At 34.7% G+C, this 12,480-nt stretch carries 11 protein-coding genes and 1 pseudogene; 4 read left to right on the plus strand and 8 right to left on the minus strand.

Going from position 1 to position 12,480, the window contains the following annotated elements:
* Nucleotides 1-163 precede the first annotated feature (163 nt).
* Nucleotides 164-817 carry a CoA transferase subunit B gene (locus tag J2X17_RS18255; RefSeq protein ID WP_310301341.1) on the plus strand — a complete coding sequence of 218 codons (654 nt, stop codon included), beginning with the start codon at nucleotides 164-166 and terminating at the stop codon, nucleotides 815-817.
* A gap of 187 nt (nucleotides 818-1,004) precedes the next feature.
* On the opposite strand, the gene J2X17_RS18260 is transcribed toward J2X17_RS18255, so the two are convergent.
* Nucleotides 1,005-1,739 (minus strand): metallophosphoesterase family protein, encoded by a 735-nt coding sequence (locus J2X17_RS18260; protein WP_310301343.1) that lies wholly within the window; start codon nucleotides 1,737-1,739, stop codon nucleotides 1,005-1,007.
* A gap of 225 nt (nucleotides 1,740-1,964) precedes the next feature.
* On the opposite strand from J2X17_RS18260, the gene J2X17_RS18265 reads away from it, so the two are divergent.
* The 3 genes from J2X17_RS18265 to J2X17_RS18275 all read left to right on the plus strand — a co-directional run bounded on the left by J2X17_RS18265 (nucleotide 1,965) and on the right by J2X17_RS18275 (nucleotide 4,808).
* On the plus strand, nucleotides 1,965-3,032 hold the full coding sequence (locus tag J2X17_RS18265; protein ID WP_310301345.1) for a hypothetical protein: 1,068 nt from the start codon (nucleotides 1,965-1,967) through the stop codon (nucleotides 3,030-3,032).
* Between the two features lie 102 nt (nucleotides 3,033-3,134).
* Complete coding sequence (dinB, locus tag J2X17_RS18270; protein WP_310301348.1) at nucleotides 3,135-4,217, plus strand: DNA polymerase IV; 1,083 nt, start codon at nucleotides 3,135-3,137, stop codon at nucleotides 4,215-4,217.
* Nucleotides 4,218-4,313: 96 nt separating this feature from the next.
* On the plus strand, nucleotides 4,314-4,808 hold the full coding sequence (locus tag J2X17_RS18275; protein WP_310301350.1) for a PAS domain-containing protein: 495 nt from the start codon (nucleotides 4,314-4,316) through the stop codon (nucleotides 4,806-4,808).
* Nucleotides 4,809-4,960: 152 nt separating this feature from the next.
* On the opposite strand, the gene J2X17_RS18280 is transcribed toward J2X17_RS18275, so the two are convergent.
* The 7 genes and pseudogenes from J2X17_RS18280 to J2X17_RS18310 form a co-directional block, all read right to left on the minus strand.
* Nucleotides 4,961-6,565, minus strand: coding sequence for a fumarate hydratase (locus tag J2X17_RS18280; protein ID WP_310301353.1), 1,605 nt, complete (start codon nucleotides 6,563-6,565; stop codon nucleotides 4,961-4,963).
* Nucleotides 6,566-6,635: 70 nt separating this feature from the next.
* Nucleotides 6,636-7,316: a hypothetical protein gene (locus J2X17_RS18285; RefSeq protein WP_310301355.1), complete on the minus strand. Its 681-nt coding sequence runs from the start codon at nucleotides 7,314-7,316 to the stop codon at nucleotides 6,636-6,638.
* Nucleotides 7,317-7,478: 162 nt separating this feature from the next.
* Nucleotides 7,479-7,940: pseudogene (tnpA, locus tag J2X17_RS18290) on the minus strand (IS200/IS605 family transposase).
* Between the two features lie 203 nt (nucleotides 7,941-8,143).
* Nucleotides 8,144-9,583, minus strand: coding sequence for a nucleoside recognition domain-containing protein (locus J2X17_RS18295; RefSeq protein ID WP_310301357.1), 1,440 nt, complete (start codon nucleotides 9,581-9,583; stop codon nucleotides 8,144-8,146).
* A gap of 293 nt (nucleotides 9,584-9,876) precedes the next feature.
* Nucleotides 9,877-10,950 carry a winged helix DNA-binding domain-containing protein gene (locus J2X17_RS18300; RefSeq protein WP_310301359.1) on the minus strand — a complete coding sequence of 358 codons (1,074 nt, stop codon included), beginning with the start codon at nucleotides 10,948-10,950 and terminating at the stop codon, nucleotides 9,877-9,879.
* Between the two features lie 80 nt (nucleotides 10,951-11,030).
* On the minus strand, nucleotides 11,031-11,744 hold the full coding sequence (locus J2X17_RS18305; RefSeq protein WP_310301361.1) for a 3'-5' exonuclease: 714 nt from the start codon (nucleotides 11,742-11,744) through the stop codon (nucleotides 11,031-11,033).
* Between the two features lie 129 nt (nucleotides 11,745-11,873).
* Complete coding sequence (locus J2X17_RS18310) at nucleotides 11,874-12,350, minus strand: methylated-DNA--[protein]-cysteine S-methyltransferase (protein ID WP_310301363.1); 477 nt, start codon at nucleotides 12,348-12,350, stop codon at nucleotides 11,874-11,876.
* Between the last annotated feature and the right edge of the window lie 130 nt (nucleotides 12,351-12,480).

A 12,480-nucleotide genomic window follows, 5' to 3' on the forward strand; every position in this document is an offset into this window, starting at 1 on the left:
GGCAAACATTATCTAATTATCAAATTTTCTAATTGGCACATTAAAAGAATTAGATAATGAGATAATTTGTCAATTAGATAATGAAGTAGATTGCGTAAAGGCAGACATTATCTAATTATCAAATTGACTAATTGGCACATTAACAAATTGACACATTGAATTTATGTTAACAAAAGAAGATATAGCAAAGCGAATTGCAAAAGAAGTAAAAGACCGTTATTTCGTTAATCTTGGGATCGGGATTCCGACTTTGGTAGCGAATTATGTTCGGGAAGATATTGCTGTTGAATTTCAAAGCGAAAATGGTGTTCTCGGTATGGGACCTTTTCCTTTTGCGGGAGAAGAAGATGCGGATATAATTAACGCAGGAAAACAAACTATTACGACACTGCCGGGAGCAAGTTTCTTTGATTCGGCGTTTAGTTTTGGAATGATTCGCAGTCAAAAAGTAGATTTAACGATTTTAGGAGCGATGGAAGTTTCTGAAAACGGAGATATTGCCAACTGGAAAATTCCAGGGAAAATGGTAAAAGGAATGGGAGGTGCAATGGATTTAGTGGCTTCCGCCGAAAACATTATCGTTGCCATGATGCACGTGAACAAAGCAGGAGAATCGAAAATTCTTAAAAAATGTACTTTGCCATTAACGGGCGTAGGATGCGTTAAAAAAGTTGTAACTGAGCTCGCGGTTCTTGAAGTGACTGACAAGGGTTTTAAGCTCTTAGAACGTGCGCCAGGAGTTTCTGTGGAGCATATCATCGCTTCAACGGAAGCCGATTTGATTATTGAAGGTGAAATTCCTGAGATGGCAATTTAGATTTTAACCCCAATATTCCCTACGATTTAACGCCTACTTCTAAATGAATCTCTCGCAAAGTCGCGAAGTCGCAAAGTTTTATAAAAAAGAAGCCGACCAATTTGGACGACTTCTTTTTTGCTTTATTTCTAAGCTTTGTCAAAGTTTTAAACTTTGACAAAGCTTTTATTTTGTGTCTTCGAGATTCTTAATTCCTGCCTTTTTCATCAGAATACAATTCATTTAACGGATCACTTTGCCAGAATTCTTTGGTCTCAATGTCCATAATGGTCAGGGGGCCTTTGAAAGCGGCGCCAGTATCAACATTCCACACACAGGCCTTTTGCACCGGAACTGTCTGACCAATTCTTGTTACGGGTGTATGGCCAATAAAAACCTCTTTGTAGAGAGTAAAACGTTTTGGGTAATAGGGATCATCTGGTTTTAGGTTCGGGTCTAACGAAAGTGCTGTTTCCCAAAGCGTTCTGTCCCAATAGAATAGTTTAGGGAAATATTCCCATACAACCCCATTCAAATTGGTAAAACCAGCATGAACAAATAATCGGTTTTGATCATCATGATAATAATCCTGTAAAGATTCTAGAAAAACAATATGTGCTTTTTTTCGTTCTTCCGAAAGTTTGGCGTATCCGTCCACAGTAGCTTTTCCGCCATGTTTGTACCACATTTCTTCATCAAATTCTTCATTTCTGTTTTCCAGCCAGTCCAATGCCAGCTGATCATGATTTCCTCTAATGCAAATACAATTTTGTTTGCTTTTAAGATCAATCAAATATTCGATTACTTCTGCAGATTGGCTCCAGCCATCAACATAATCTCCTAAAAATATCAGAGTATCTTCTGTGGTAACTTCGGCTTTTTTCAACACTTGTTCAAGTGCGAGTAATCCTCCGTGTATATCGCCTATAACAAATGTTCGCATTTTAATTTATTTCGAATAGTATACAAAAATAAAGAAAATCATTTGTTTGCAATCATTAAGTTGATAATCTTTATTAGTCTCAGTTTTATTGGTATTTAATGAGAATTTTTAAGTTAAAAAAAAATTAATTTTTATTTTTAAAAAATTATATTTGCGGGAAATTAGCCCTAAAATCTAACTAATATGAAATTGAAAATTATTTTTTTATTTATTTTGAGTATTATTATGGCATCTTGTTCAAGTGAAGATGCTAAATCTGAACAATTTGAATTTCTTGAGTTTGAGAAAGATGTGGTGTTGCCGTCCGTTAATAGCGGTGATATTACTTTCTTAGCGATACATTTTGATGAGAACCTGAGTAACTGGGATCTTAAACTTACCGATGATGCCGGAAATGTTTTGCCTGTAGTACTTAGTAGTGTAAAAAAGACGGGTACTGGTTACGAAAATCATGAAATACAAAGAATTGCATTTAAAGCTGCTCCTAAAAATGAAGGTGTTTATACTTTAGTGATTAAAAATAAGACTACGGATCAACTTTATACGGATCATTTTATAGTGAGAAGTAAAACTTTTAATAAAATCCAATATCCAGCTGCTGAACCTTATAACATAATAGGTGTATGGACAGCAAATGAACCAGAACCAATATGGGATTATATTTATTATCAGAATATAAAAAATACTATTCAAAGTGAGCTTGTTACAACTGGTATTTCAGGAATTAAATTAGAAAATGTAACCACTTTAAAAGAGTATAATATAGACTATTCTGTAAACACTCAAACAAAAAAAATTGAGTTTACAGTTCCTGTCGGAGTTCCTGAAGGAAACTATTATCTGTCGGTTAGATATAGTAACTTCACTAGTGCTTATTTCGAAAAGGATATATTAGTGCAAGAGGAAAAACTACCAAAAGTTACTTCTATTAATAAAAATACTTTTAAAGGAAAAGAAATAATGACGCTGAAAGGAAGTGATTTTAGATATAAAGCGGATTTAGATTTGTTTCCAGGTTCACAATTTAGTACGTATAAAGTAAGTTCTTATTTGGTTTTTACCAATAATACCGGAACAGGAGAAATAGAATTAAGTACTTACGATCAGGATCCTAGTTTTAAATATATGAATGCTGAAGGCACAGAAATTAATTTCCCGTTTCAGGGAAAGACCAGCGCAGATGATTTCTACTATGGCAATGATTATCCCCGTACCTATTTTGAAGGTACGGTTCAAGTCAGAACAGGTGCATATTTAAGCGAACCGATAGCAATTCGTGTAGACTTTAAATAGTTGACATCATACGATAAGTTTAGAAGCTGTAATTTTTTAATTGCAGCTTTTTTTATGATTTTTTTCATCTCATTTTCAAGCTTTCCTGTTTAAATTTGTAGTATGTCTGAAACGCCTACATATCGTAAAATTATCCATATTGATATGGATGCTTTTTATGCTTCGGTAGAGCAAATGGACAATCCGGCTTTACGAGGAAAACCTGTTGCAGTTGGCGGATCAGAAAATAGAGGAGTGGTTTCGGCAGCGAGTTATGAAGCAAGGAAGTTTGGTGTTCGTAGTGCTATCAGTGGTGTTTTGGCTAAAAAATATTGCCCTGAAATTATCTTTGTAAGGCCTCGTTTTGATCGTTACAAGGAGATCTCAACCAAAATTCATAAAATCTTTTATGAATATACAGATCTCGTTGAGCCGCTTTCGCTTGACGAAGCATATCTTGACGTAACCCAAAATAAAAAAGGAAATCCAAGTGCCAGTTTATTAGCTCAGGAAATAAGATTGCGAATTCTGAATGAGGTCGGACTTACAGCGTCAGCAGGAATTTCGGTGAATAAATTCGTGGCAAAAATCGCCAGTGATATCAATAAACCAAATGGACAGAAAACGGTAAATCCAGATGAAATTGAGTCTTTTTTGGAAGAGTTGCCAATCCGAAAGTTTTATGGTGTTGGAAAAGTGACTACTGAAAAAATGTATCAATTGGGAATTTTTACCGGTGCCGATTTAAAGACAAAATCGGAGGAATTCCTGGAAAAGCACTTCGGAAAATCCGGCGCTTTTTATTACAGAGTTGTCCGCGGAATCCACAATAGCGAAGTAAAACCATTTCGCGTAACAAAATCTGTGGCGGCAGAACATACTTTTGATGTGAATTTATCTTCGGAAATATTCATGTTAGAACAGTTGGACCGAATTGCCACTTCTTTAGAGAAAAGGTTAAAAAAACATAATATTTCAGGCAAGACGGTAACGCTAAAAATTAAATACAGCGATTTTACACAGCAAACCCGAAGCAAAACCCTTCCTTATTTTATTTCGGATAAAAGTTTGATTCTCGAAACAGTAGAAGAATTATTGTATCAGGAACGAATGAAAGATTCTGTGAGATTACTCGGAATTTCCTTAAATAACCTGAATACAGAAGAAAAAAAAGCGGTAGTAGTACAGCTAAAATTTTCTTTTTAATGATTTCAAAAATTATTAAAAGCTTAGGGATTTATTATTTATGATGAATATTCTTTCTATCTTTACCTGAGCGAATTGTTTCAATACCCCAGTGAAATGAAAATTAAAGATGAAATTCCATATCGCAATTCTGTTCCCATTTTAGCCTGGGATTTTCACTATGAATATATGAACGAATTAAAAGCCGCTTTTGCAGATTTGAAAAAGGTAAAGCGAATTTCGAATCAATTTTCATGGAATGATAAGAATCTGGACATTAAAGACCGGATTTTAAATGAAGTTATTTTAGTGACCGATGTAGATTTGAAAATCGTGTTTGCTTCAAATGGAATAAAAAAAATGACCGGGTATACAGAAAGCGAAATTATCGGGAAAACCCCAAAGATGTTTCAGGGGCCAAAAACGTCTAAAATTGCCTTAAAAGAGATCAGAGCGGCAATTGAATCACAAGTTCCCTTTGAAAAAACATTGGAGAACTATAAAAAAGATGGTAAAACCTATAAATGCAAAATTAATAGCGTACCTATTTTCAATCTAAAAGGAGAGCTGTCGCATTTTATAGCGTTTGAAAGCGAAGATAAAAGCGCGTGAGACTTAACCGCAAATATCGCTAACGTGTACGCAAGATTCGCAAGGTTTTTTTTAAAGGCGAAAAGAATAAAGAAATATAAAAATAAAAACCGCCATCAGGCGGTTTTTTAAAAACTCAGAACCTTAGCATCTTAGCGCCTCAGTATCTTAGATTATAGATTCTCAAAGAAATCATTTCCTTTATCATCTGTAATGATAAACGCAGGAAAATCTTTAACGGTAATTTTACGAACAGCTTCCATACCTAATTCTTCAAAGTCAACAACTTCAACTTTTAGAATGTTATCTTGCGCTAAAATCGCTGCCGGACCTCCAATAGAACCCAAATAAAATCCTCCGTATTTGTTACAAGCATCGGTAACTTGTTTGGTACGATTTCCTTTTGCCAGCATAATCATACTTCCGCCATGTTTTTGGAATTCATCTACATAAACGTCCATACGTCCTGCGGTTGTTGGTCCAAAACTTCCTGAAGGCATTCCTTCCGGAGTTTTTGCCGGACCAGCATAATACACAGGGTGATTTTTAAAATATTCCGGCATTGGTTGACCAGCTTCCAACATTTCCATAATTTTTGCGTGAGCGATATCGCGGGCAACAATAACAGTTCCGTTTAGCTTTAAACGTGTTTTTATTGGGTATTGAGATAGTTTTGACAACATATCTTTCATTGGCATATTTAAATCAATTTCAACCGGAGCCTCTAAATGTGGAGCCTTTTCCGGTAAAAATTGTTTTGGATTTACTTCTAATTGTTCAACGAAGATTCCATCTTTAGTGATTTTCCCCTTGATATTTCTATCTGCAGAACAAGAAACTCCTAATCCAACCGGACAAGAAGCAGCGTGACGCGGTAAACGAATTACACGAACATCATGCGTGAAATATTTTCCTCCAAATTGAGCTCCAATGGCACTTTCCTGGCAAATTTGCTGCACTTTTTGTTCCCATTCATGGTCACGAAAAGCCTGACCAGCCATGTTTCCGGTAGTTGGTAAATTGTCGTAATATCCGGCAGATGCTTTTTTAACGGCGCTTAAGTTCGCTTCCGCAGAAGTTCCACCAATTACCAAAGCTAAATGGTACGGAGGACAAGCCGAAGTTCCTAAATCTTTAATTTTTGCACGTACAAAAGCATCCATAGACTTTTCATTCAATAAAGATTTAGTCTGCTGATATAAATACGTTTTATTAGCAGATCCGCCACCTTTTGCCATGAATAAAAATTCATACGAATTTCCTTTTTTAGCATAAATATCAATCTGTGCCGGAAGATTCGAACCTGAATTTTTCTCCTCAAACATCGAAATCGGAACAATTTGAGAATAACGTAAATTACGTTTTTGGTACGTATTGAAGATTCCTTTACTCAACCATTCTGCATCATCAACACCGGTAAAAATGCTTTCGCCTTTTTTGGCCATTACGATTGCTGTTCCGGTATCCTGGCAGCTTGGCAACTGACCTTCAGCAGCAACTGACGCATTTTGAAGTAAATTGTAAGCCACAAAACGATCATTATCTGTAGCTTCAGGATCATCAAGAATGTTTCTTAATTTTTGTAAATGACTCGTTCTCAACATGAACGAAACATCTGTTAAAGCTTCTTCAGCTAATAATTCTAATCCTTTCGGATCAACAGTAAGAACTTCACGTTCTCCAAATTTTTCAACTTTTACAAAATCAGAAGTAATTTTGCGATATTGGGTATCATCCTTTAAGATAGGATAGGGATCTTGGTATATAAAATCAATCATTTCTTTGTTTTTGGCAAAGTTAAAAATTATTTATCGAAGAAAGAATTTGAATTAGATGTGTTTGTTGTTTTTATTTGAATGTAATGACCTTTAGTTTCATTTTTTGATATAATTCTGCTAACGAGATTTTTTCTTCATGTAGATAAAAAAGCCCATTTTCAAATTTAATTTCAGGGTCAATTAGAAAGAAGTAATTGTCACGATCATTTAAAACGCTAAGGTTTTCAAAATTAAGCTCAATAATTTCAACATATTTTATAATATTGAGTTTTAAGGCTTCTTCAATATTTATTGGATTTTCCTCATATCTTAAACAGTATTTGTCTCCTTCGCCCGGCATTCCAAACCACGGAATTGCTTTTGCAGACACTAATTCAATGTAATCAGGAAATTGATCAAAAATAAAAGGCTTCCTTTCATAACTTTCAAAAAATTCAGGTAAAGATTTCCTCTCAAAAGGCTCATCATCCATCCAGAAAAACACACCTTGATTTTGCCACGAAGGATCATATTGATCTTTTTTGGTATTAATGTCTGAGTAATGCATGTATAAATCGCGCGGCAAGAAAGTCAGGATTGAATCGTTGATAAGCCAATCGATTTTATTTGAATCGAATTCGTTTGTTTCAGGTTCTTCTATTGGCTCATTTTCAACTGGTTTTATTTCTTCTTCCGATTGAATTTTATCTTCATGAACGATTTCCGCAATAGTTTCAGTTTCCTTTTTTTTGGTGAAAAATCTTTTGAACATATTATTTTAATTTTTTAGAGATATTATAAACCACCAATTTTTTTTTAAACTGGACTGAAGTCCAGCTCTACAAAATAGATAGTTCCTCCGGAACTTCTAAAAAGAGCCATCGGCTCTAAAATATGTTGTAGGGCTGGACTTCAGTCCAGTTTTTTTTAATCATTAAATTAAATTTTCAAAGACGTATCTTTTGTCATATTTTACATTGTATTTGTCTAAAAAAGATAAATATTCATCTTTGAAATTTTGCTTTTTGTGATGTTCTTCTTGATGGGCAATATATTTATAAACAGCATCAATATGTGATTTACTATATGAAAAAACGCCGTAGCCTTCCTGCCATTCAAATTTATGCTTTGTCAGTTGATGTTCATTAATAAATCTTGAGGATTTTCCTTTTACGATTCTCATTAATTCCGAAATAGAAATTGTCGGTTTAAGAGCTAAAAGACAATGAACATGATCTTCGACCCCGTTTATTACTATAGTTTTACAGCCCGTTTCATTAATTAAATTCCCAATAACACCAAAAATTTTAGATTTGCATTCATTCGTAATTAGCGCTTCCCGATACTTAACGGCAAAAACTACCTATATGTAAATTTGATGATATGTGTTTGCCATTTTGTACTATCTAACTATTAAAACCGAACAAACATACAAATTATCTTACAAATAAAATAGATGATTTTATATAAACAGGACTGAAGTCCAGCTCTACAATATATGTCGAGCTAACGGCTCTTTTTTCAAAGTTCCGGAGGAACGATTTCATATTGTAGAGCTGGACTTCAGTCCAGTTAATAATACGAGAAGATTTTTGACATTTAAAAAAACCAGCTGGCCACAAAAATTGCTGTAATTACGCAAATTACATCAACCAAAAGCATTGTACCTAAAGCATAGCGGGTATTTTTGATATTTACTGAGCCAAAGTAAACTGCAATCACATAAAAAGTACTTTCAGCACTGCATTGGAAAATACTGCTCAATCGCCCGGTTAAGGAATCAGCACCAAAAGTATTCATTGAGTCAATCAAAAATCCTCTTGATCCTGCAGAGCTAAACGGTCTAAGCATAGCAACCGGCAAGGCATCCGTGATTTGTTTGTTGACACCCATATTCGAGAAAACAAAGGCAATACCGTCACTGATAATTTCAAATAAACCGCTGTTTCTAAATAATGAAATAGCTACTAACATTCCTAAAACATAAGGAAAAATAGTGACCCCGGTTTTAACCCCGTTATTTGCTCCTACTACAAAGGATTCAAATACAGTTGTATTGGCATCAGTGAATTTCTTTTCATGTATGAAGGAGAAAATCAAAGTAGCAAGAACGATCACCATTAGTATCAATGCGGAAAGATTAGTGGTAAAATAGTTTTTACCAATTAAATCTAAATGGTTTACATACATTAATAAACCAATGATAGCGGCAATTAGTAGCATCAAACCAATAACCAGAGAAGCACTTTTGAAATTGATTTTTTGTTTGATTCCAACAATTAGAAAAGCCGCAATAGTACCAATGAACGAAGTAATAATACAAGGAAGCATAACATCTGCGGGATTGCTAGCACCAGCCGCAGCACGATAACCGATAATGGAAGTTGCGATTAAGGTTAAACCTGAAGCATGTAAACACATAAACATAATCTGCGCGTCACTGGCCTTGTCTTTGTCTGGGTTTATTTCTTGTAAACTTTCCATTGCTTTAAGACCAAACGGAGTTGCAGCCGAATCTAATCCCAGGAAATTGGCGGCAAAGTTTAACGTCATATACGAGATAGAAGGGTGGTTTTTTGGAATAGTTGGAAAGACTTTTACAAAAACGGGGCTTAATACTTTGGCTAATTTTCCAGATACTCCTGAAATGATTAAAAGTTCCATCAATCCACAGAAAAAAGCCAAATAGGCCATTAATGGTAAAATTAAATCGAGTAAAGTAGTTTTGCAGGTTGGTAATAAACCGTCAGATTTTTGAACACCGCTGAAAATTTTTACGGTTTTGTTTTTATAAACATAAGTTGTATCAGCATTAAGCGTATCACGATTGATAATCATGGTTTGATCCGGCGCTTTTTTGATACTGTCTTTGATGAAAGCAGGAAGCTGTTCAGCGTATTTTTCGGAAATAAGAATAGGATCGTCTTTTTTGCCATTCAGAACATAATCAATGGTATAAGTGTTGGCAGTAAACAAACTGAATATCACAAAGATAATCGACGAAATAAAAATAGTTAACCAAAATCTACTTAATACCATAGCACTGTTTTTTTTGTAAATGTAATTATTTAGCAATAAAATGCATAAAGATTTTAATGTTGAAAAGGGAAGAATTTAAGGGGAATTGTAATTTTCCAATATGTTAGTCTGATTTTTGATGTGTGATTTGATCAAAAAAGCTATTTCTTCTAAGAATCTAAGGTATTGATAATATTGGGCTTTTATAAATGCGGATCTTCTTTTTATGGGTTATTCTCGCCCTCACATGGTGAAAAATTTATGGTAAATATTGTTTTAATTTGAAATAGTTCCTCTATAGTTACTCAAGTATTCTATTCAATAACAATTTTGGTTTCCAAATAGTTTTCAAAAGCCTTGATGCCTTCAAACAGAACTGCTTTTTTGTGATTTTCGGTTTCATTAAAAAATTGTGTTTCTATTTTGGCGTGATCTTTTGCCATAGTTCTTTTCCAGGTCCCAATGACTTTACTGTTTTCGAGAATAATCGGCTTGAAGATGCCGTTGTTGGTAAATGCTTTTGATTGATGTTCGACTAAAATGGAAGCTTCTCTGGTTTTATATGAAATCAGAATTTCATCAAATGCCGGGAGAAAATGTACGCTTTCGCGGAAGCTATTTTCACCATAAATATCAATTTTAAACCAATAAATTTGATCATTAATTTGAAGAGAATTCAATTGCAACTTAATTGCATTAAAAATGTTTTGACAAATTGTAGGAGGGAAACCAGACCACCACGAAAAGTCAAGAAGCGTTGCAGGCCCATGGCTTTCTAGATATTTTAGGGCTAATTTTGCAAGACCTTCTTCTTTCGTTAATTTAGATTTTGATTTTGAAACCCGCTCTTCAAGTAAAGCATAAGTAATTTGTTTTCCTTTCATTCTTCCATTACAAACCAAACCATCCAATTCAGCATTCATCATAATGGCAGCACTTAAAAAATCGGCAGAAGAAGTTTTTTTAACGCCGAGTTCCTGCATGATTTCATCACGAGTCAAATGATTATTTCCGGAAAGCAGTTTTTCGATTTTAGAATTGGTTTGATCGAATTTCTTAGCATCATAACCGTATTTTTTACCAGCCGAAGCGGTAAATCTTTTTACTTGCGGAGACGAAACATCCAACATCCAATAAATATCATCAGCAGAAACAAAATGCCAGGTTGGTCGAAGAATGTGAGTTCTGATGATTTCTGCGGAATTAATGGCTTCTTCAATGGATGCCTCAGTAGCATCACATCTAGAACCGATTGCCCATTTGGCCATCGAATAGTCCTGAGCCTGCATCGCGCCTAAATGCTTTACAATTTCCTGAGGAGAATTTGAATTTGTCTCTAAAAGCTTCTGAGAAATAAGTCTGTGATATGAGATTTCCTGATACGTCATTTTCTAAACCTTTTTAAATATATTCTCAAAACTGCTCAACCTTTGTACCTATGCGCCTTTGAACCTTTGTACCTAAAGAATCAAACATGAATAATTTCCTCATCAATTAACAAATCTTCACGTCTCAAACGAAGGAAAATCTGTGCTACGGCTATCGTATCCTTTTCGCAATACGTTACAATTCGGTCAATGTCTTTCTCAACATAAAAAACATGCGCCACCTGACTGCCGTCGATATCGCCTTTTGGAGATGGAACTCCGAGAATTTTAGTCAACAGTTTTAGCGACGTAAAATGTTTGTAATCGCCAAATTTCCATAGTTCTAAAGTATCTAAATGCGGAATTTCCCAAGGCTTTTTTCCGAATAAATTCAGTTTGTCCGGAATGGCAATTTGGTTGATAATCATTCTTCTCGCAATAAACGGGATGTCGAATTCCTTCGCATTATGTCCGCATAAAAGATGATATGGCTGATTAAAATGATTGTTCAACAGATTATTAAAGTCTTTTAAAATCTTTTTTTCATCTCCAAAAAACGAAGTCACTCTAAAATTCCGAATATCGCCTTTGATTGTAAAATACCCAACCGAAATACAAACAATTTTTCCGAACTCCGCCCAAATTCCGGCACGATCGTAAAATTTTTCCGCAGTGAAATCGTCTTTGCGCTGATATTGCGTTTTATGATCCCAAAGTGCTTGCATTTCCGCGTCAAGCGAATTGAAATTCTCTTCTTCCGGAACGGTTTCTATATCTAAGAAAAGGATATTATTAAGATTTATTTTTTCAATCATAATTATAATTTAAACACGAATTTCACGTATTATCACGAAAAGAATTGGTTTTAAAGAACTGCACAAACTTTAATATTTGTAAAGATAAAGCTATAAAATTAATTTGTGTAAATCTGTGAAATTTGTGTTTTAAAACAAACTTTGTTGAGTGGAAGGATTTTCGTGTTCCAATAACCATTTCTTGCGGGACAAACCGCCAGCGTAACCGGTTAAAGATCCGTTTGTTCCAATAACACGATGACAGGGAACAACAATCCAAAGCGGGTTTTTGCCATTGGCTGATGCAACTGCGCGAATCGCTTTTATATCGCCCAATTTTTTGGTTTGATCCATGTAACTTATGGTTTTTCCGTATGGAATTTCTAATAAAGCTTTCCACACTTTTTGTTGAAATTCTGTACCCTGCGGATTTAATTTCAAATCAAAGTCAGTTCTTTTTCCTTCGAAATATTCATCAAGTTGTGAAACGGCCTCTTTTAAAACCTCCGGAATTTCTGAAGAAACTTCATTTGAACCAACATCAGAAACGGAGATTACAGTAATACCATTTTCATCTCCAATGATTTTGGTGATTCCTAAAGGCGAGTTGATATAAGCTGTTTCCATGGTTTTTTATCGCAAAGGCGCTAAGGTTTTATGCAAAGTTCGCAAAGTTTTTTTGTTTCACCATATAAGTTATGTAAGTAAATTTAAGCTTCTCTGGTATTGGAAGATCATAAAAGCTTTACGTAAAATC

It is taken from the genome of Flavobacterium aquidurense (genome assembly GCF_031458035.1).
Classification (GTDB): domain Bacteria; phylum Bacteroidota; class Bacteroidia; order Flavobacteriales; family Flavobacteriaceae; genus Flavobacterium; species Flavobacterium aquidurense_C.

Excerpts from the sequence above, each read along its gene's own strand:
- J2X17_RS18295 (WP_310301357.1), bottom strand. The coding sequence starts at position 9,583 with ATGGTATTAAGTAGATTTTGGTTAACTATTTTTATTTCGTCGATTATC.
- J2X17_RS18305 (WP_310301361.1), bottom strand. The coding sequence starts at position 11,744 with ATGATTGAAAAAATAAATCTTAATAATATCCTTTTCTTAGATATAGAA.
- J2X17_RS18255 (WP_310301341.1), top strand. The coding sequence starts at position 164 with ATGTTAACAAAAGAAGATATAGCAAAGCGAATTGCAAAAGAAGTAAAA.
- J2X17_RS18285 (WP_310301355.1), bottom strand. The coding sequence starts at position 7,316 with ATGTTCAAAAGATTTTTCACCAAAAAAAAGGAAACTGAAACTATTGCG.
- J2X17_RS18310 (WP_310301363.1), bottom strand. The coding sequence starts at position 12,350 with ATGGAAACAGCTTATATCAACTCGCCTTTAGGAATCACCAAAATCATT.
- J2X17_RS18275 (WP_310301350.1), top strand. The coding sequence starts at position 4,314 with ATGAAAATTAAAGATGAAATTCCATATCGCAATTCTGTTCCCATTTTA.
- J2X17_RS18300 (WP_310301359.1), bottom strand. The coding sequence starts at position 10,950 with ATGACGTATCAGGAAATCTCATATCACAGACTTATTTCTCAGAAGCTT.
- dinB (WP_310301348.1), top strand. The coding sequence starts at position 3,135 with ATGTCTGAAACGCCTACATATCGTAAAATTATCCATATTGATATGGAT.
- J2X17_RS18265 (WP_310301345.1), top strand. The coding sequence starts at position 1,965 with ATGGCATCTTGTTCAAGTGAAGATGCTAAATCTGAACAATTTGAATTT.
- J2X17_RS18260 (WP_310301343.1), bottom strand. The coding sequence starts at position 1,739 with ATGCGAACATTTGTTATAGGCGATATACACGGAGGATTACTCGCACTT.
- J2X17_RS18280 (WP_310301353.1), bottom strand. The coding sequence starts at position 6,565 with ATGATTGATTTTATATACCAAGATCCCTATCCTATCTTAAAGGATGAT.